14 protein-coding genes and 1 rRNA gene are annotated in these 20,858 nt (G+C 56.5%); 8 read left to right on the top strand and 7 right to left on the bottom strand.

Features of this window, described 5'->3' with window-relative positions:
• Positions 1-141 precede the first annotated feature (141 nt).
• The 8 genes from HMPREF0721_RS07575 (at position 142) to HMPREF0721_RS07540 (ending at position 11,052) form a co-directional block, all read left to right on the top strand.
• Positions 142-3,288, top strand: coding sequence for a SpaA isopeptide-forming pilin-related protein (locus tag HMPREF0721_RS07575; RefSeq protein ID WP_006599085.1), 3,147 nt, complete (start codon positions 142-144; stop codon positions 3,286-3,288).
• Positions 3,289-3,402: 114 nt separating this feature from the next.
• Entirely contained in the window at positions 3,403-4,992 is a 1,590-nt protein-coding gene (locus tag HMPREF0721_RS07570; RefSeq protein ID WP_006599084.1) for an isopeptide-forming domain-containing fimbrial protein, read from the top strand.
• A gap of 83 nt (positions 4,993-5,075) precedes the next feature.
• On the top strand, positions 5,076-5,915 hold the full coding sequence (locus HMPREF0721_RS07565) for a class C sortase (RefSeq protein ID WP_040639985.1): 840 nt from the start codon (positions 5,076-5,078) through the stop codon (positions 5,913-5,915).
• A gap of 85 nt (positions 5,916-6,000) precedes the next feature.
• Complete coding sequence (locus HMPREF0721_RS07560; protein ID WP_006599082.1) at positions 6,001-6,885, top strand: class C sortase; 885 nt, start codon at positions 6,001-6,003, stop codon at positions 6,883-6,885.
• Positions 6,886-6,889: 4 nt separating this feature from the next.
• Positions 6,890-7,654, top strand: coding sequence for a hypothetical protein (locus HMPREF0721_RS07555; protein WP_006599081.1), 765 nt, complete (start codon positions 6,890-6,892; stop codon positions 7,652-7,654).
• Positions 7,655-7,842: 188 nt separating this feature from the next.
• Positions 7,843-8,874 carry a helix-turn-helix domain-containing protein gene (locus HMPREF0721_RS07550; protein ID WP_040639984.1) on the top strand — a complete coding sequence of 344 codons (1,032 nt, stop codon included), beginning with the start codon at positions 7,843-7,845 and terminating at the stop codon, positions 8,872-8,874.
• A gap of 69 nt (positions 8,875-8,943) precedes the next feature.
• A 5S ribosomal RNA gene (gene rrf, locus HMPREF0721_RS07545) occupies positions 8,944-9,060 on the top strand.
• Between the two features lie 78 nt (positions 9,061-9,138).
• The gene (locus tag HMPREF0721_RS07540) at positions 9,139-11,052 is read left to right on the top strand and encodes a bifunctional metallophosphatase/5'-nucleotidase (RefSeq protein ID WP_006599079.1); all 1,914 of its coding nucleotides are present in this window, start codon (positions 9,139-9,141) and stop codon (positions 11,050-11,052) included.
• A gap of 68 nt (positions 11,053-11,120) precedes the next feature.
• Here the strand turns inward: HMPREF0721_RS07540 and HMPREF0721_RS07535 are convergent, their stop codons facing one another.
• The 7 genes from HMPREF0721_RS07535 to thiC form a co-directional block, all read right to left on the bottom strand.
• Complete coding sequence (locus HMPREF0721_RS07535) at positions 11,121-12,368, bottom strand: dicarboxylate/amino acid:cation symporter (protein ID WP_040639983.1); 1,248 nt, start codon at positions 12,366-12,368, stop codon at positions 11,121-11,123.
• 169 nt (positions 12,369-12,537) lie between these two features.
• On the bottom strand, positions 12,538-14,025 hold the full coding sequence (locus HMPREF0721_RS07530) for a B12-binding domain-containing radical SAM protein (protein WP_006599077.1): 1,488 nt from the start codon (positions 14,023-14,025) through the stop codon (positions 12,538-12,540).
• Between the two features lie 23 nt (positions 14,026-14,048).
• Complete coding sequence (gene bzaD / locus HMPREF0721_RS07525) at positions 14,049-15,407, bottom strand: B12 lower ligand biosynthesis radical SAM protein BzaD (RefSeq protein WP_006599076.1); 1,359 nt, start codon at positions 15,405-15,407, stop codon at positions 14,049-14,051.
• A gap of 23 nt (positions 15,408-15,430) precedes the next feature.
• Entirely contained in the window at positions 15,431-16,981 is a 1,551-nt protein-coding gene (locus HMPREF0721_RS07520; protein WP_006599075.1) for a DUF2284 domain-containing protein, read from the bottom strand.
• Between the two features lie 4 nt (positions 16,982-16,985).
• Positions 16,986-18,059, bottom strand: coding sequence for a nicotinate-nucleotide--dimethylbenzimidazole phosphoribosyltransferase (gene cobT, locus HMPREF0721_RS07515; RefSeq protein WP_006599074.1), 1,074 nt, complete (start codon positions 18,057-18,059; stop codon positions 16,986-16,988).
• Positions 18,060-18,140: 81 nt separating this feature from the next.
• Complete coding sequence (gene bzaB, locus HMPREF0721_RS07510) at positions 18,141-19,433, bottom strand: B12 lower ligand biosynthesis ThiC-like protein BzaB (RefSeq protein ID WP_006599073.1); 1,293 nt, start codon at positions 19,431-19,433, stop codon at positions 18,141-18,143.
• 1 nt (position 19,434) lies between these two features.
• Entirely contained in the window at positions 19,435-20,748 is a 1,314-nt protein-coding gene (gene thiC, locus HMPREF0721_RS07505) for a phosphomethylpyrimidine synthase ThiC (protein WP_006599072.1), read from the bottom strand.
• Positions 20,749-20,858: the final 110 nt, after the last annotated feature.

The raw sequence follows: 20,858 nt of genomic DNA, 5'->3' as shown, positions 1-20,858 counted from the left end.
ATTTCGGGTTATATGATTCAGGGAACTTCATTAAGTTTTTTGAGTAAGGGTTGCTATTCTTTTCAGGATCTGTTAATTTACCCATGAAGTTTAGAAAAAAAGTTATCGGAAATTCAGAACGTTTGTCGAAGGAGACATGGGATGAAATTGAACCTTGTCACAATTAAGAATAAAAAAAGCTGGGCCCTGGCCGGCTTTGTCTGCGCGCTGGTGCTCTGCATTTTGCTGGGAAGCAAGAGCTTATGGGTGGAGGCGGCCCCGGGAGAGATTACCACCGCCGACAGCCAGGCAGACGGCATCACGATGAATCTCTTCGATTATTGGGGAAGAGATTATCAGGGAAAAACTTTAGACGATGGGGCCAATATCCCGCCGAATCCCTTTAATGTGGGCATTAATCAAAATCATTCTTTAAAATTCACTTCCTATGGCGTGGAAGGCTCGGGCATTAACAACTTTACCGGGGCGAATAATCCCGCCAGAACAGGGATTGTGAAGAAAACGCTGGGAAACGACGGTTACCCGGTGCTTGCCGGCGGGAGCGAGAGTCTTAAATATCTGTTTGACACCCAAAATATTCCTAATGCCAAGAATACCTATGCCAATGTCAATCATCTGATGACCCGGGACGACCAGGGGACCTATCAATACGACAGCAATAAAAATTATGCGTACTACAATTCCAGTCAAGGTGGCGGCGGCAATTTTAAGGTCTATAACGGGACATACAGCACATCGAACAACAGCAGCTATAAAATTGGATTTTTCCCGTTTACCGATTATAACGACAGCCAAACGTACATTGATAATAACACGCCGAATCAGAATGGAAATCCTATCAATCACCAATACTACAACCACCATTTCGGGATGACGATGAAGGCGAACTTTTCGCTGCCTCATAACGGCAAGCTGCCTAACGGAAAGGACATGGTCTTTGAGTACAGCGGCGATGACGATATGTGGCTTTATATCGACGGGGTGCTGGTGCTGGATATCGGCGGCATCCACGAGCCGGTGCACGGGACCATCAACTTTGCGACCGGCGAGGTGAAGACCTGGCCGCAGAACAATCCCGGCAATGTGAAGACGACGACCCTGCGGGAAATTTTTGCCGAACAGGGTATCACCTGGCGCAACGACACCAACCACCAATTCGACATGTTCTACCTGGAACGGGGCGGTCAGTATTCCAATCTGGCCCTCACCCTGAATATTCCCATCACCAAAACCGTGACGGTGAACAAATCGGTGGAGGGTGAACAAAGCGCGGATTATCTGAACAAGGACTTCCAGTTCCAGGCGCTGGTGGATAAGGGCAACGGCAACTATGTGCCTTACGAAGGCAACGTTGAAATTTACGGGGTTACCACGCATGTGACCGACGGCAAATTCAAATTGAAGCCCACCCAGAACGCCAAACTGCTGGATATGAAGTCCAACTGGAAATATAAAATCGTCGAGCTGGGACTGGACGGCAGTCATTTTTCCGGCGTGGACATCAGCGGCAGCGATACGCAGTCGCTCGCCCTTTCCGACGGGCACAGTAATTTGGAGGCCAGCAGCGCCGGCGTGAGTGCCAGCACCGGCGACAACGTGCTGAATTTCAAGAACAAGATCCGGGAAGAAAAGAAAAACATTACCGTTGAGAAGAAGTGGGAAGGCGACAGCGAGAGCAATCGACCGGCGAACATCCGGTTCCGGCTGTACCGGATTAAAAACGGCGATACCGAACACAAAGAGCCGTATCGGGATGCCCAGGGCAACACGATTTTCACCTTGAATGCAGGCAATTGGCGCAAAACCTTTGAAGGGCTGATCGCCAAAAGCGGAACGGATAGTTATACCTATGAAGTGGAAGAAATTTCCGTGCCAAACGGTTATGTGGTGAGCTATTCAGAAAGCACCGGCCAATCGGGCACCACGCTAACCATTAAAAACGAGATGAAAACCAAGGTAAAGGTGGAAAAGAAATGGCAGCAGGCCGACGGATCGCCCTTGGAGAATCCGCCAGATAGGGTAAAAGTTCAGCTTTACCAATACAAAATGGCCGAGAAAACGACGACGGTCCCCAATCCGCCGTCGACGGAAACGGTGCCGGTGACCTTTACGACCAGATATCATGGCGCGGTCGGAAGCAACGGCGGCAACAGCACCAGCTTAGGCCTAACGGGCGGTGACTTGGGCGATTTTACTTATCAGGTGCCAAAGGGCGGCAGCATTACCTTTACTGTCTGGAGCCGATCAACCGGATTTGGTGTCCATCAGGTAAAAGCAGGCGGGCAGACGCTTTCTGCGACAAATCCGGTGGATACGGATATAACCAATCGGTACTATGATGGGGGACAATGGAAAAATATGCGCGTGCAGGCGACCTATACGCTTTCCAATGTCAGCAATGCGACGACCGTTGAAACGGATATGATCGGCTGGTTGCAATGGGTCTCGGGAACGCCGTCACTGAAAGCCAGCATGGATTATATTGAGATCTCCACCGCCGGATCTTCGTCGGGGGGGACGACGACCATTACAACCAAACCGACACCGCCGAAAAAAATGTCGGATATTCAGGATACTGAGAATCTGAAGGCATATCCGAACGGGGAAGCCACACTGACAGCCAACGGCTGGTCACACACATTTGGTGATCTGCCGGTGCAGGAGACGGGAAATAATGGCAAAACCTATTATTATTTCTATTACGTGAAGGAAGTGGACGGTCCGTCCGGTTTCACCACGACCTATGAAGGCAATGATGGCACCAGCGGCAATGTAACCATTAAAAATGTGAAGGATTATTTCCCGCTTGGATTTACAAAGGTGGACAGCACCGATGACAATAAGTATTTGGCGGGGGCAGAATTCTCGCTCTATAAAGACGAAGCATGTCAGGATATTGTCGGAGTGTATCTCACAAAAGAGATGCAGGGGGACAAGGTAACCACTTTTTCGTCGGATCAACAGGGAAATGTGAAGGTATTTGGCCTGAAGCCGGGTGTCTATTATCTGAAAGAGACCAAGGCGCCGAAGGATTATTATCTGATTGAAAAACCCATGATGATCACGATCGACGACAACGGTCATGTGATTCCCGCGTCCGACAACGCCAATATTGTGATGAATGCCAGCAACGGCGAAGTTTTCGTGCGGAATAACCCCATTTATGAACTGCCGAACGCCGGCGGCATCGGCACCCACGTGCTGACGCTGCTTGGTAGTATGATGATGACCATCGGCGCGCTGATGCTTTACAGTAAAAAGAAGCGGCAGCCGGGGCGTCAGCGATGACTTAATCATTCAGAGAATATAAATACAGAAGGGACGTGATGGACAGACGGGAACAAAAAGAGGAATGAGATATAAAAGACAGAACCTGAAAAACAAACGAAAAGGAGAACAAGTATGCAGAATATCAAAAGGAACACCAGTGCCATCTTGATCGCGCTGGTCATGATGCTGGCGATGGCCGTTCCGGCGTTCGCGGCGGAAGTTACCGGCACCATCACCGTTAAAGGCGTGGAATCCGGCGTGACCGTCCAGGCGTATAAAATTGTCAAAGCGGAATACAGCAATGGGGAATTTGTCAAATATTCAGAAGTAAAGGCTGGCTCCATTGCCGATAAGACAACCTTCAAGCCGACGGCAGCGGAAATTAAAGACCTGGTTGCTGCGGCCAATGCAGGCGATCTTGGCACGCCGATCGATTTGACCGCTTCCGGTTCGGACTATTCCAAATCCGGTGTGGATGCAGGGGAATACCTGGTATTGGTGAAGGGCGTCGGCAGCGGCAGTCCGGTTGCGGTTTACAATCCGATGCTGGTCAGCGTCAACGTGAAGGGCGATAGCCACGACGGCACCGTCACAGCCGGCAAGGATGAGCATCTTTACGGGGATGCAAACGCCTATGCAAAGAAATCCGAACCGTCCATCACCAAAAAGATCGTCGACAGCAGCAAGGAAGACAAGGGCGATACGGCCGCTATCGGCGACACCGTGAAGTTTGAAATCGGGACGACCATTCCTTCTTATGCAGGAAACTATACCAATCCGAAATTCACCGTATCCGATACGGTCAAAGAGGGTCTGGAAGGCATTGACGATGTTGTGGTTAAGGCGGGCAGCGATACGTTGACCAAAGATACGGACTACACGTTAACCAATAACGGGACCAGTTTTACTGTTGACTTTAAAGCGGATTATATTTCTGCCCACGGCAATCAGGCGATCACAATCACTTATAACGCCAAATTGGGCAATAATGCGGTGGTGAATTTCGATCCCAACGACAATACGGCAAAAGTGACCTATTCCAACTCTCCGAGCACGACAAAGGATTCTGACGAAGTCATTACCCATCACTATACCTTTGAAATCAACGGGAAGTTAAGCGGAAAAGAACCCTGGAACGAAAAACGCACGCAGGAAGTGATCAAGGTTGACGACAAGGGCAACAAGACGGTCATCAGCACCAGCGAAATCACCTCGGAAACCAAATACGGGGATGCCAATGCGCTGGCAGGCGCTCAATTTGCCATCTACAAACAAGGCGCTGACGGCCATAAAACAGGCAATGCCCTGATGACCGCCACATCAGACAGCACCGGGCGGCTGATCGGCTTTAAAGGTTTGGATGCCGGCAAGTATGTGATTGTTGAAACAAAGGCTCCCGACGGCTACGCGCTGAATGAAACGGAAATTCCGGCTGAAATCACGGCGGATATCGATGCGGCAACCGGCTTGCTGAAATCCTACAAGGTGACCATTAACGGGAATGCATCGGAATACACAGCCACTTATACGGGGACGACCGTTACGACCATTGACAAAGGGACTGAAAACAAGACGACATTGATCGAAAATAAGACCATCGGCACACTGCCGAACACCGGGGCCATGGGGACCTATATCTTCACAGCTATTGGTGTCGCCATCATCGCGATCGCTGCAGGCTTGTACTTTTCGAAAAAAAGAAAAAACCATCAGTCTGAATAATTAAAATTGAACTTTAAAACGGCAAATAGAATTTGGTGGCCGACCGAAAGATCGGCCACCGGTACAATATTATGGAGAGACCTATGAAGAAGCGACAAATCAATTTTAGCAATCTTCTGGTGCTGTTGCTTTTTTTGATAGGGTTGTCCATATTGTTGTATCCCACCGTCAGCAACCGCTGGAATGCCTATATCAGCGAGCAGACCATCGGGGCCTATAATCACGGTGTTCAAAAGATGGACCATAAGGATCTGGATCGTGCCTGGGAACAGGCCAAGGCCTATAACGGCACTTTGAATGAGCCCTCGGTGCCGGATGCCTTTTCGATTCGTGACGGCATTCGGGATCCCTACTATGAAAAATTACTGAACATCAACCGCGACGGCATTATGGGATACATCAGCATTCCGTCTATCCATGTTAAACTGCCGGTTTATCATTACACGACGAAGGCCGTGATGCTGAAAGGCGCGGGGCATTTGCTGGGCTCCTCACTGCCGGTCGGCGGCAAAGGGACGCACGCCGTGATATCCGCGCACAGAGGTCTGCCTTCTGCGAAGATGTTCACGGATTTGAATATTCTGAAAAAGGGAGATCACTTCTTTCTGCATATCCTCGACCGCGTGCTGGCCTACAAAGTCGACCGTATCGTGACCGTGAAGCCCGAGGAAGTGAAATCTCTGGCGCCCGTTAAAGGGAAGGATTATGCGACACTGGTAACCTGCACGCCTTACGGGGTTAACACCCATCGGCTGTTGGTCCGGGGACATCGGGTGGCCTATTCGCCGAAGCTCGAACATCGGGAGAATCGAAATAGAAAATTCGGATTCGGCCACGGGATTCTGGAAGCGCTCAGTGCCGCAGCGGGAATGATTGGCGCATGGTTCTTGTTTAAATTGTACCGAAAGATACAGAATAAATGACAGAAAAGAGATACCGGAGAAGAATCAAAATAAAAAATTGCGAATTCCATATGAGGTCAAGCAAAAAGGGAAATGATAATAATAGATGACAAGTAATAAAACGAAGGGCGGCGGAAGGGGACGCGGCATTAATGCTGTTGCATTATTGCTGGCGGTGGTTGGTATTGGCGTGTTGTTTTATCCGACAATCAGCGATTTGTGGAATCGCCAATTTAACACGCAGAACATTCATCAATATCAGGAAAAGGCAGAACAGTTGACTTCAGAGCAAAGAAAGAACATCTGGGAAGCAGCCTGGCAGTACAATGCGGATCATTCGACGAATACCGTCACGGACGTTTTTTCCCAAAAAAAATCGTCGATGGCAAAGGACGAAAGATACAACGCCGTGCTCGATCCGTCCCGCAACGGCATCATGGGCTCGCTGGAGATTCCGAAGATTCGGCTGCGGCTGGCCATTTATCATGGCACCTCGGCGGCCGTGCTCGAAAAGGGTGTCGGCCATGTGCAGGGCACCAGCCTGCCGGTCGGCAGCAGCGGTACCCATGCGGTGCTCGCGGCCCATCGGGGGTTGCCCAGCGCCAAATTGTTTACGGATTTGGATCAAATCAAAAAAGGCAATCATTTTTATCTGGTGATCATGGGGCAGACCCTGGCCTACCGGGTGGACAAAATTTCCGTGGTGAAGCCGAATGCGCTGGATGCCCTGGCCATTGAACCGGGGCGGGATCTGGTAACGCTGCTCACATGCACACCCTATGGCGTGAACACCGAGCGGCTGCTCGTGCGGGGGCATCGCGTGCCCTATGTGCCTAAAACCAAAGCGGCAGAAAAGGGCCCGTTCATCGATCGCAGCCTGGCATGGAAATTGCTGTTGGTGGGGTTGGTGAGTGCAGCGGTGATTTCAACCATCATGAAGCGGCGCATGGCCGATCGCCAGGCGCTAAACAAAAGGGAAACAAAGGAGTAGAAGCATGCGCGAAAAGACAATCTCTATTAAAATGGCAACGGCAGCCATCGTGAGCCTTGTGCTGGGTGCACTGCTTCTGATAGCGCCCGTCTCGGCGGCCGATAACCGCGTGCCGGCGCTTTCCGGCGAAAAGAGCAGCGTCACCGTGAAGTTTTGCTATGTCGACGGGAGCCGCAGCGTGCCCATCGCCGGCGCGCAGATGGCGATTTATCAGGTGGCAAGTCTGCAGGTACGCGGGGGCGGCGCGGTTTATACGGCGACACCGGCTTATGCCTCGGCAGGCATTCAATTTGAAGGGATGACCGCGGCAGCCTCGAACAGGGCGGCGGCCAAACTGGCGGTACTGGCGAAAAAGCAAAGCCCCCGGGCAGCGGCATCCACGGATGCCGGTGGTCAGGCGCGGTTTACCGGCCTTGATCCGGGCATCTATTTGGTGATGCAAACGGGAGCCGAGGGCGCGGCCCGAGGTTATGAAATGCTGGCGCCGTATTTGATCATGGCGCCGGCAGTGGTTCAAACAGATAGCGGCAACAGCTGGCAATATCAGGTGGTGAGCCTTCCCAAACCGGATGTGGTGCCCAAGACGGCGCCGCCGGTCAATCCGCCGAAACCTCACCGTCCGCCGAAATCCCACCGGGTTAAAACGGGGGACGCTGCCCGCACGTCGCTGTGGGTGGGCACCCTGCTGATGGCGGCGGCCGCGGCGCTTATGGCGGTTGATTGGCGCCGTCAAAAAGCGATTGACCAAAGAAGAACAGCCGACAATTGAATAGATGGATGAGAAATCGGAGAACTAAAGCTGTTGCGTCGAGAGACCAGCGGCTTTTAACGTGGCGGCCCGCGAAGCCAAGAAGCATGAAAAACCAAACGGATATAAACGGCCGGGCGGATCATCGGCAGAATAAAAACCATTTAAAATATTGGGAATAGTAGTGTCGGATGATAGAAAGAAAAGCAATGAGTGATCAAAGAATTGATATTCGTGATGAACAAACTTTATTAAAGACAACAGGCGCGTGCCAGCATGCAAAAAGCAAGGCGGTGACGATTCCGATTCCGGGAGACGAAGATCGGGACGGCTGGATCCAGACGTATCTTCTGGCCGATGGTTTTTACCTCATGAATATTGATATCCGCAGTGAGCAGATCCCTCAAATCGCCGCAAGTTTGGCATGGGACCGGGCACTGATCATTAACTATTGCTTTCGCGGCCGCTGCGAAGTGCCCTTGACGGACGGCAGCTATACCTATCTTTCCGACGGTGAGTTATCCATCGATATTGGTCCGGTCAAAACGGATTTTTACTATCCGTATTCGGAATACGAAGGGCTGGGGCTGATGATTCAGATGGATGCGGATTGGGACACGGATTTTCGATTGCTGGGCGAAGACTTTCGCGCCCCGACGATGCTTTATGACGAAGTGAAGGATGGGAATCCGCCCTGCGCTTACCAGGTGGATTCGCCGATGGTCAAGATGATGCGGGACCTGCGGACCTATATGGATCGCCATGAAGACCGTCACATTGTGGCAGTGAAGGCAGCGGAATGGCTGATGATGTTGGCAAAACACCAGAAACATCTGATAAAGATAAAGAAAACCGTTTATACGCAGTCCCAGGTGACCATTGCGAAGGGCACGCAAAAGATTATCATGGCGGATCTGAGCAAGCGCCACACGGCCCGGGAGCTCGCCCAGCGGTTTAAAGTGAGCGAGACAAGTCTCAAAACGTATTTCAGGCATGTCTATGGGTGCGGCTATGCAGCGTATCAGCATAACCAGCGCATGAAGCAGGCGGCGAGACTGCTTGTGACAACCAGCCAGAAAGTTTCAGAGATTTCAACTGCGGTGGGCTATGTGAGTCAGGCAAAGTTTGGCAAACGCTTTAAGGATACTTATGGTGTGACGCCATTGGAATATCGCCGGAACGCAAGGCTTGACAGGTATCGGTATATTGGAGACGTTCCTTCCGATTGCTGGCGCCGATGAAGCAAAAATTTTTTTCACGATTAAAAAAACTTGCATTTGCAATAATTATTTGCTAATATAAATATCAGATTCCGTGACAACGGCAAAGAGGTCACACCTGTTCCCATCCCGAACACAGCAGTTAAGCTCTTTAGCGTTGAAAGTACTTGGCGGGCAGCTGCCCGGGAGGATAGAACGTTGCGGGATCTTTTTTTATTGTTCGGATTTTGCTATAATATTTGACATGAACAGCGGCGGTAGCGAGCCGCGGACGAGAGGTGTGCAATGGGGAAAGATCGAAGAATCAAACGGTGGCTTGGCATTTTGGTGGCGTTGATGCTTTGTTGGGGCAGCGGTGCGCCGGTTTGGGCGGCGGCAAAAACCGAGACCGCAACGCTGCGGGTGATTTTTACCACGGATCTGCAGGCGCAGCTGACGTCAACGGCCAAGGCCAGAGGCGGTGTTGGAGGCTACAGCCGGCTGGCCAGCCTGATCGCGGCCAATAAAACAGACAGCGCCGTCGTGCTGGACACGGGGAATTATTCCCAGGGGTCGTTATTTGCCACGATTGGCGCGACGGATAATCCGGGTCTTAAGCTGATGGGCACGATGGGCTATGACGCGACAACGCTGGGCGGCGACGAATTGGCGCAGGGCGTTTCGGCATTGGCAAAGGCCTGGACGGCGCCAGGGCTCACGACTGCGCACGCGCCGACGGTGCTGGTTTCCAATTTAACCTTTGGCAAAAGCAAGAGCAGCCGCGCGCTGAAAAAGGCCTACGCTTCGGTGGGGCAGAGGACCAAAGTGATCCATGCCGGTAAAATAAAGGTGGGCGTCTTTGGGCTGATGGGCAAAAATGCCGCGGCCCAGATTGCCGACAGCGGCGATCTGAGCTTTGCCGATCCGGTTAAAACCGCGAAAAGCTGTGTGGCTGCTTTGAAAAAACAGAATGTGGATTGCATTATCTGCCTGTTTCAGGGCGGCAGCACGACAGCTGAAGCCGAAATGCTGGCCGACAAGGTCGACGGCATCAATGCTATTTTGCTCGGCGGAACAGGCCGATTGCTGGCGGATCCGCTGACGGCAAACAACACGGCCATCGTTGCGGCGGGCACCCGGGGTGAAAAACTCGGCGTGCTGGATCTGAATGCAAAAAGCGGCGCCGTCAAGGCTTACGGGCTGGTGCCGGTGACCGAAAAAATCAAAGCGGACGAGACAGTGGCTGGGCAAATTGCCGATTATCAAAAGACCGTTCAAAAGCGGGTGCTCGACGCGCATCAGTTGAATTTTGACACGGCGATCGCCCGGAGCAATAAAAGCTTCACGTCGGTCGCCAGGATGAAGCGGCAATTCGGCGATGCAGATATCGAAAATCTGCTGACGGATGCCTATCGCCATCAGGCGCAGAATGGTAAAAGGCGGAACGTTATCGGTATTGCGGAGGCCGGCGGGACCCGCGGCAGTCTTTCGGCGGGGGATCTCACCGCGGCGGATCTGTATCAGGTCACGGCGCCGGGAGAAGGCAGCGATCACAGCGTCGGCGCGTCGATGATTGTGGCCTATCTCACCGGAGAAGATTTGCGCAACCTCTGCGAACTCGACTTGACCCAGGGGAAAAACGGCGGGGCTCATCAGCTTTTCTTCTCCGGCTTGCGTTATACTTATGACCGCAATCGCACCCCGATGAATCAGGTGACGCGGGTGCAGGTGCAGACCGCGTCGGGCCGATGGCAGGCGGCGGGCGGTCATAAGCGCTATGCCGTGACGATGAACTGGACGCTGGCCAAACGGCTGAGCCGACTGGCCGCCAAATCAAAAAGTTTGGTGAGCGTTTCCTTTGAAACCAAGACGGGCAAGGAAATTCGGTCGCTGCGGGATGCCGTCCTGACGGATCGGGAAGGTCGGGAAGTAAAAGACTGGCAGTGCCTTGTGATTTATCTGAAGGCGCAGGCGCCGGACGCTTCCGGCAAGCCGGTGGTGCCCGCGGCCTACAATCAGGTGCGCAAAGGGAAAATTGCGGATTCCGGGACAAATGTGCGGCGCTATCTGGGGAATCCCTCGCGCATCGGCTGGCTCACCTATGGCGCCGTCGCATTGGCGGTGATTTTGGCGGCGGTGATCATCGCCCTCATCGCGACAGCCAGACGGCGGGGCGGCCGAAAGCAATCGCAGAATTACTGGCGCGGCCGAAAATTCTAAACAAAAATGCAGGCAATCAAAAACCGGCGCTCATTCAAAACGAATGGGCGCCGGTTTTTGTGTGCGGATCAGGCATCGGGCGTCTCGGAAAGGCGAGGGGTTTTTTGACGGTCACGCTGATCGATGCGGTTGACGATCGCTGCGATGGCCTGATCGCCGGTGATGTTGCAGGCGGTGCCGAAACTATCCTGCGACAGGTGCAGTGCGATGATGAGCTCCCCCATGCCGGAAGTGAAGCCGAGCATGGATTTGATGATGCCGAGGGCCGCCATAACGCCGCCGCCGGGGACGCCGGGAGCGGCGACCATCGTGATGCCCAGCATGAAAATGAACGGGGCATACATCGCAAGGGTGGGCGCGGTGCCGGTGGCGATGAGGATGCCCATGGAGCCGAGCACCAGGCAAATGGTGTCGCCGGCCAGGTGAATGGTGGCGCACAGCGGGATCACAAAGTTGCGCACATCGCCGCCGATGCCGTTGTTCCTGGCGCTCTCGAGGTTGACGGGAATGGTCGCCGCCGAGGATTGGGTGCCCAGCGCGGTGAAATAGGCCGGCATGATGTTTTTCAGATCGCGCCAGCGGTTTTCCTTGTTGTAGAGGCTCGCCGCGGTGAACTGCACGAGGATATAGGCCCATTGCAGCGCGAGGATCATGGCATAAAGCTTTGCAAACATGATGATGGTGGGCACCAATTCGCCGGAAGCGGCAATCTTGGCAAAGGTGCCGGCGATGTAATAGGGGATCAGCGGGATAATCACGCCTTCGAGTACCTTGATGATGATGGCCTTAAAATCCTGCATCAGGTTCATCATCGTGGGGGTGTTGGTGTTGGCCATGGCTAGCCCGAGCACAAAAGCGAAAATCAGGGCTGTCATAATCGGAAAAACCGGATCCACCGTGACGGCAAAGAGCACTTTAAATTCCGTGCCTTTCACCACGCCGCCGGTGATGTGGGCGATGAGGGACGGAAGCAGCGCCTTGCCGAGGATAAACGAGATAAAACCGGCGGCGATCGTCGACAGGTAGGCCAGGGCAAGGGTGATGCCGAAAAGTTTGTTGGCTTTTTTACCCAGTTCTGCGAGGCCGACGGCCACAAAGGCCAGGATGAGCAATGGGATGATAAAATTGAGGAAGGTCGAAAACAGGGCGGTCAGCGTTGCGATAAAGCGGATAAAACTGATATAAGGCGCGGTTTTGGCGATGCCGAAAAGGCCGCCGACACCGCCGATGAGTATCCCAGCGACAATGCCGATAAGCAGGCGGGGCAGCAGACCGAGCCGCCGGCGCTTTTGGGCGGGCGTGGTGGATTTATTCAAATGAAAGCCTCCTTCAAATGGCGAAATGCATGAGCAGATCAATCGCTCAATCTTCTTTATTATATTGAATTTTGGCGGTTCCGTCAATTTTACCGGCGTTGAAAAGACTTTCGGCAGATAAAAAAATCGCAAGATGTTTCAAAAACGTGTCCGGTCCCGGCCGCATCGCTCAAGCCATGACCGCGTCGATGGCTGCCGTCTGGCGGACCAGCAGGGCGTCGGCCGGCGTCAGCAGCGCGGGATCGTTCAAGACGGCATCGAAGCTTGCCACCAGAATTCGGTTCATCTCGGTGTAGCGGCGGCGTACGGCGGGATCGCCTTGGGCGGAAGCCTGCCAGGTGTCCATCATCTGGTCGAAGATGTGACCCGTGAGGTTTCGCATAAAGGCGGCGAAATGGCTGACCTGCGGATTGAGGTATTCCGTTTCAGCTTCGTAGACCGAATGATCGGAGATTTTAAGCCGGCCTTGGGCGGCGAGCTCGGCATAGGCCGCGCTGCCGGCGAGGATGATCTGGTGGTGATAAAGCACGTTGACGGCGACTTCCAGCCGGTCAAGCAGGCGGTTGCGTTTGAGGAAGGCAAAATTTTCCCGCAGATCGTCGAAGCTGGAGTCGGGCTCGAACATGATAAAGCCGACATTGGGTTCGATGCCGTGGCGGCGCAAAACGGCCAGAGCGGCTTCGTTCTGGGAGACGGTGGTGTGTTTGTTCAGCCGGTCGAGGGCCGCCTGGCGGCCGCTCTCGAGCCCGACGAGGATATCCGTGAGGCCGGCATCCACCAAAGCGGCGATCACGGCATCGTCAATATCGTTGACGCGGGCCTCAATGCCGAAGGTGATGGGGCGTTCGGCCAGAAGGGCCGCCAGGCGCAGCACCCGGTCCCGGCCGGCTTTCCCCGGGCCGAAGAAATTGGGATCGGTAAAATAAAAATAGCGGTGATCGGTCTGGGCGATGATCATATCGATCTCGGCGGCGATGTTTTCCGGAGAGCGGCCGCGCCAGCGCGGGCAGCCGGCCGTTTCGCCGTAAAAGGGATTGATATAGCAAAAGGTGCAGTTGTTGTAGCACCCGCGGCTGCCGAAGATGTTTACCTCGCCGCCGGGATAAGCCGTGGCTTTGCGAATGGGGAAGGGCAGGGCGTCCAGATCCTGCACCGGCTCGCCGAAGGAAGCGGCGAAGCTTCCGTCGGTTTCGCGGAAGGCGAGGCCGGTCAGCGGGCGCCAGTCGTTCAGATGCTCGGCCAGGGCGACGACGGTTATTTCGTTTTCGCCGAGCATCGCCGAATCGATGGCCGGGCAGCGGGTGAGCACCTCCGCGTAGGCAAAGGTGGGGTAATAGCCGTAGGCGCTCAAATGGGTGATGGCGTATTGCGCCTTAAGCCGCGTCAGGAAATCAAAAAGCCGGCGTTTGTCCTCCCAGTTATAGACCAGATGAACGGCGAGCAGCTGCGGGCGAAAGGCGGCGATTTTGGCCTCAATGGCCTTGAAGCTCAGGTTTTCCATATAACCCTCGACCAATTCCACCTGGTGGCCGTGCGCGAGCAGAGCGGCCGCCATGTAGCCGGAGTTCAGGCAGGAGGCCAGGGTGGTGTTGGCGATGTCGTTGCGGCGCTCCTTCGAGGGCACGCGGGGATGTTCGAGTAATAAAATTTTCATCATGATTCCTTCCTTGACGGTCGTGATTACGGGGCAAAGCCGTGCCACATGGCGATGTTTTTCTGCTGATGATAGATTTCGAGCTCGTAGCGCAGGGTGCGGTAGGCCGCCGGATCGTGATACACCGGGTAGAGCAGATCGGTATCCGGGGTGATTTCTCCGCCGGCCAGGGCCAGGCGTTCGATTTTGGTATCCGGCATGATGCGCACCAGATTGAGCACGATGGTCCCCAGACTTTTGGTGCCGCGGTGGATGTCGTAAATCGCGTCGATCATCTGCTTGGATTCGCGGATGGTCCGGGGCGATTCCCCCGGCAGATTTACCAGGTAGTGATAGACGGTAGTGATGCCGACCCGCGAGAGAATTTCCGCCGTCGTGAGAATCTGCTCGACGCGGATGTGCTTGTCCAACAGATCCAGATGCTGCTGGCACAGGCCGTCCGGCGAGAGGGAAAAGGATTCGCAGCCCGAGGCGGCATAAAGTCGGGCGTTCTCCGGGGTGAAAAGGTCCTCCCGGAAGAAGCCGGACCAATGGATGCCCGCATTCCGACGGAGCAGCTCTTCGCAGATGGCGTCGAGATGGCTTGTTGGGAAATTGACGATGGAATCCGTGAAATGGATGCGGGTGACGCCGTAGCGCTTTTTTAACATGATGATCTCGTCGACAACGTCCTTTGGATCCCGCAGGCGCACGCAGCGGCCGGAAAGCTTGGGATAGGCGCAGTAGCCGCAGCGGTAGCAGCAGCCGCGCTTGGTTTCGACGCCGATGCTCTCCACATATTTATTCACCGCAAGATAGGGGATCGGATCGTTGAGGTCACGGTCGATCATTTGATAATCGCCCATGTCGAAGTCATTGGCGGGCGGGTTGAGATGCAGCCCGGCTTCCGTGCGGCGGATAACGCCGGGGATATCCGGCGGGGCGGCGCCTTCCGCCAGGGCGTCGACCACGGCGACGGCGTTGTGTTCCGCCTCGCCAACGATGCCGCAGGTGATGGCGGGAAAGTCGCGCATCAGCCGCTCGGGGAAGAGGGTGAAGGCGGTGCCGCCGGCCATCAGCGGCAGGTCGGGCGCGAACTGCCGCAAAAAGTGCAGGGTCAGCGCAAAAGGGACGATCAGGGAGGTGGTGCGGTTGCCCAACGGATCGAGGTTGCGCAGGGAGATGCCGAGGACGTCGGGCTGCCACTCGGCGATCAGGCGCCTAAGCTCGGCGTAGGGACTTAACGCCATGTTCATGTCGAAGATGCGCACAGCGTAGCGGCCGCTGCGGCGGATGATGGTGCCGAGGGTGGTGATGCCGATGGGATACACCCGTTCAATATCCATCCCTTCCATCGAGATGGCCTGAATCAGCAGGATTTTTTTGCGGGGGGTCAGGTTGGTCATGGTTTTTTTCCAATTCTTTTGGATTATTCGAGTAAAAGCAAAGCGTAATACTTGACGACCTCGCCCTTTTGTCGGAGGGTGTGCAGGGCCTCGCCGGCCTTGGCCGTCGTGGCGTACACATCGATGCCGCTGCCCTCCATCGAAGGGCGGTGGTGTTTTGGGTTGGCGCAGGGCGCGTCGGGGTCGCAGTCGGGGCAGATGCTGCAGGGGCCGGCCCAGAAGACAAAGGCTTTATAAAAGCCGGCCTTGAAAGCCAGGGCCTCGGCCTGAAGACATCTGCGCTGAAAATCGCCGGTGGGCGGCTCGCCGCGCAGCAGCAGCGCTTTTTGGTAGGAACGCACCAGGCGCATCGTCTCGGCGGTGCTCATGGCGTCGTTGACCGCGCAGGTCTTTGCCCCGGCAGAACTGCAGCCAAAAGCGCATTTGTGTCGGGCGAAATCGGCGAAGACCACATCCTTTGGATCGAAGGGGATTGCGTCCAGAAAGCCGCAGCTTTTGACGGGGGCGATGAGCTGGGCGGCACGGTCGACGGCAAGCCGCGCAAGGACTTTTGGATCTGTCGCCGCGAAAACCACGGCCGTATCGGTGGACAGCGGGACGGGGGCAGTGGCCGCAAGCCTTGCGGCTTCACACTGTTCTTTGACCCAGGCGGCGCTGTAGGCCCGGCCGTTATAGGTGTTGACCATCATATTGATGTCGGAGAGCCGGCTTTTGAGGGGGCGGTGCTCGGTGAAAAAGTCGTGAACGAGGAGGAGCCCGCCGGGGGTGAGGTGGCGGGCCGCCTCTGCGAGGACGGCTGCCGATTCGGCTCGGCCGGTGGCGTGAACGATATTGGAGAGGATGATCAGATCGTAGCGGCCGACATCCCAGGGGCGATCCAGAATATTTTGTTCCCGCAGGGTCACGCGGCGGGCAAGGGCTTTCGGGCGCCCGGCATTGATCGCGGCCGTGATGGGCAGCATCTGCCGAATATCCATGAGCTCGGCACGGGCCTCGGGCAGCGCCTTGAGAAAAGCGCAGCCGAAGGCCCCGCTGCCGGCGCCCACGTCGAGGATGCGGGTGTTTTTCGGCAGGGCGGGCAGCGCCATGGGCAGAATTTCCGGAAGCTTGCCGGCGATCACGGCGTCCATTGCCTGCAGATAGTCCCGGCGGCGAACATCCATGACGGCGTCGCTCACGGCAGGTTCGGGGAAATGGGTGCGGGTGCCGGCAGCGAGCACGGCGGGCAGGGTGGCCCATTCAGCTTTGAGGGCTTCGCGCCAGTGGATGTTGGCACGCTGATCGGCCGGTGCGCCGGCAATGAGGTGGTCGCGGCTGAGCACGGTGTTAAACCACTGCCCGTCGTAATGATCGACCAGGCCCAGTTCCCGCAAAAGCCAAAGAAAACGCTCGGCCGCGTCCGGCTTCCAGCCGAAATGGGCGGCGATATCCCCGGCATCGGCGGATTCGGCGTCGGCTAAAAAGGTGAAAAGCCCTGCTCCCAAAGCGGCGAACAGGGATTCGGACGCCCAATAAGCGGTCGCCAGGTCTTCGAGGTATTGGCCTGCGTCTTCGTGGGGATCGTAATGCATCATGGCGTCAGTGCTTTTCGGTCACGGCCGCTTCCTCAAAGGTGAGGATATCGGTCATCGAGCGGGCGGCGCATTCCACGAGGTGCATGGCGACCGCGGCCCCGGTGCCTTCGCCCAGACGCATGTCGAGATCGAGCAGCGGCCGGATGCCCAGGGTTTGCCACATCAGCGTGTGGCCCGGCTCCTGGGATTTGTGGGCGGCGATCATGTAGTCGGCCGCCGCGGGACACAGGGCTTTGGCAATGAGAGCACCGGCGGTGGAGATAAAGCCGTCGACCAGCACCGGCGTGCGGTGATAGGCCGCACCGAGGATGGTCCCTGCGATGCCGCCGATATCCAAACCGCCGACCTTGGCCAATACGTCCAGGCCGTCGGTGGCGTCGGGGCGGTTGAGGGCAATGGCGTCTTCGATCACTCGGATTTTGTTTTGCAGGCCGGGATCGTCCAGACCGGTGCCCCGGCCGGTGACATCGGCGACGGGAAAGCCGCCGATCACGGCGAGAATGGCGGCGGAAGGGGTGGTGTTGCCGATGCCCAGATCGCCGGTGGCCAAAAGCCTCACCCCTTCTGTGGCGATGGCCTGACTGGCTTCGTTGATGCCGGCTTCCAGGGAGGCGACGGCCTGCTCGCGGGTCATGGCCGGGCCGCGGCGCATGTTGCTCGAGCCGTAGGCGATTTTATGGTCGACCAGCACACCCTTTTCGATGAGATCCGGGAAGTCACCCTTCACGCCCAGATCGACCAGACGCACATCAGCGCCGGCCGCACCTGCGAGAACGTTGATGGACGCGCCGCCGGCAGCGATATTGGCGAGCATTTCCTGGGTGACCTGTTGGGGAAAGGCCGAGACGCCCTCGTCGGCGACGCCTTCGTCCGCGCCGCAGGTGATGACCAGCTTCTTCGAGACGTCCGGCGAGAGGGTGCGCTGCATGCCGCAAAGCCGCACGCCGATTTCGGACAGGCGGCCGAGGCTCCAGGGCGGTACGGCCAGTGCTTCCACGTGTTGTTTCGCTTGGGCTTCCCAGCTTTTGTCGGAAGGTTCGATGCCGGCGAGAACGGCGTTCAGGGATAATTTTGACATGATTTTGCTCCTTTATGCTTTATGCTTGATAAAACGTGGACAGGCAGAAGGCCTTGCCGCCGCCTGTTCGGCAATGGATGGTCAGGCGTTATCGCCGAAGAAATAATCGTAGGCCACATCGGCCGGACACAGCCCGTCCGAGCAGGCCGCGCAGTGATCGTGTTTCGGCTCGCGGGCCAGGCGCTCGCGGAGGACTTCCGGCATCAAGGCGTTGTCGATCTGCGCCTGAACGTCGTTATTCACTCTGGCTTTGGCCATGGCCAGCGAACGGTTCCAGGCGCGGCCGCCCCGGCGCAGCACGTTGGCACAGTCGGCGGCGATGCGGGCCGTGCGCACGCCCATCACCACGTCTTCTTCCGTCGGCAGGCCGAGGTGTTCGGCCGGGGTAAGGTTGCACAGGAAATCCGCGCCGTGCATTCCGGCAAAGGCGCCGCCGATGGCCCCGGTGATGTTGTCGTAGCCCGGCGCGACGTCCGTCGCCAGGAAACCGAGGATGTAATAGGGCACGTTGTGGCAGAGGCGCTTTTGCATCTGCATCGTGGTGGCGATGTGGTTGAGCGGCACGTGGCCCGGCCCTTCGATCATCACCTGCACGCCGGCTTCGATGGCGCGCTTGGCGAGATCCCCGGCGACCATCAGCCCAGCCATCTGGGCTGCGTCGAGGGAATCGAAATTGCAGCCCGGACGGATGGCGTCGCCGATGGAGAGCACGGTATCGGTGGATTTGAGGATTTCGAGCACTTTGTCGAATTCGGCGTAGAGGGGATTGTCTTTTTGGTTGTAGTGCATCCAGGCGGTCAGGATCGAGCCGCCGCGGGAGACGATATTGGCCAGCCGGCCGGTCTTTCGCAAAATGTCGAACAGCTGCCGGTTGTAGGCGCTGTGAACCGCCATGAAATCCATGCCGTCTTCGCATTCCTTTTCGATCACGTCCAGCAGGTCCCGGCCGGTCATGGCCACCATGGAGCCGTGTTTTTCGATGGCTTCGTTGGCCGCTTGATAAACCGGCACGCAGCCGGCCGCGATGTTGGAGCTTGCGATGGACTGGCGGCGCATGCCGTCGATGTCGTCGCCGGTGGACAGATCCATGAAGGCGTCGGCGCCGGCCTCTTCGATCAGCTGGAGCTTGCGCTTTTCCATGGCTTTGTCGTTGCGGTCGGAGGAGGTGCCCATCAGCGAGTTGACCTTGATGTCGAGGCCTTCGCCGATGCCGCAGATCTTGCTGCGGCTGCGGCGGGTATTTTTCGGGATGACAATGCGGCTGTCGGCCACCCGTTCTCGGATATATTCCGGCGTCACGCCTTCCTGGAGAGCGACCCGTTCCATTTCTTCGGTGATGCGCCCGGCGCGGGCTTCTAACATTTGTGTGCTCATTTTATGCCTCCTGGGATTTGACGGTCACGGCGTCTTCGCCGTTCATCACTTTTTCGACGATGCGGGCGGCGCAAAGTTTGCCGCACATGGTGCATTCGCTGGCAAAATCGTCGGAGCGTTCCCGCCACATGCGTTCGGCGGTTTCCGGATCCATGGCCAGCTTGAATTGCTTCGAGAAATCCATGGCGACCCGGGCTTCGGACATTTTTTTGTCCCATTCGAGTGCGGCGGGGTGTCCCTTGGCCACGTCGCCTGCGTGGCCGGCAATGCGCGAAGCGATAACGCCCTGGTAAACGTCGTCGGCGGAGGGCATGCCGATGTGCTCCGCCGGGGTGACATAGCACAGGAAATCGGCGCCCTGCCAGGCGGCGACGGCCCCGCCGATGGCCGAAGTGATATGGTCAAAGCCGGCGGCGGTATCCGTGGGCAGCATGCCGAAGATAAAGTAGGGTGCGCCGTGGCAGAGTTTCTTTTCAAGCTGCACCGTGCAGGCGATCTCGTCCATCGCCACGTGGCCCGGCCCTTTGACCATCACCTGGACGCCGGCTTCACGGGCGCGGCGGACCAGGGTGCCGATGAGCACGAGCTCTTCCACCTGGGCAGCGTCGAGGGAATCGGCGACACAGCCCGGACGCATCCCGTCGGCGAAGCTGAGCACGACGTCGTAGCGGTGACAGATGTCGATGATCCGGTCGAAATAGGTGTACATCGGGTTTTCTTTCTGATGATGAATCATCCAGCCGATGAGGTGGGAGCCCCCATAGGACACCAGCGGGTCGATGCGGCCTTCCTCTTTGGCGCGGCGGATGACGTCGCGGGTGGTCGCCGGATGCATGGCGAGAAAGGCCACGCCTTGGCTGGCCTGGCGTTCGATCATTTCGAATATGTCGTCTTCGGTCATGGCCATGGCGGTGCCGTGTTTGTCGGCGGCTTCGGCCAGGGTTTCATACATCGGCAGGGTGCCGACGGGGCAGTCCACGGCGGCGAGGACTTTTTTGCGCATGGCTTCGATGGGACCGCGGACAGACAGATCCATAATGGTGTCGGTATGGGCTTTAACGGCGGCGGCGACCTTGGCCATTTCGCCGTCGACGGTGTCGCCGGCCTCATACAGGCCCACCGAGGCCGAGACCTTGGTGAACAGCCCCTTGCCCACGGCGACGGGGCGGATGTTTTCTCTGGAACTGTGAAGAATGACGATGGTGCCATCGACCATGCCCTGGCGGATCACTTCGGGATCGACGCCTTCGTGCGCCGCACAAAAGCGCATTTCGTCGGTGATTTCGCCGGCGCGTGCTTTTTCAAGTAATGTCATCTGCTTCTCCTTTGATTTGTGAAGTGCTGGTGCCGTTTCGGCCAGTGCCGGGCTTTCGTGACATTAAAAAAGCCCATAGCCGAAAAAAGGTTCGACTATGGACTTTACCG

It is taken from the genome of Pseudoramibacter alactolyticus ATCC 23263, from assembly GCF_000185505.1.
GTDB lineage: Bacteria > Bacillota > Clostridia > Eubacteriales > Eubacteriaceae > Pseudoramibacter > Pseudoramibacter alactolyticus.
The sequence above is the reverse complement of the archived record's forward strand: the minus strand, read 5'-3'. Positions and strand labels throughout refer to the sequence as shown.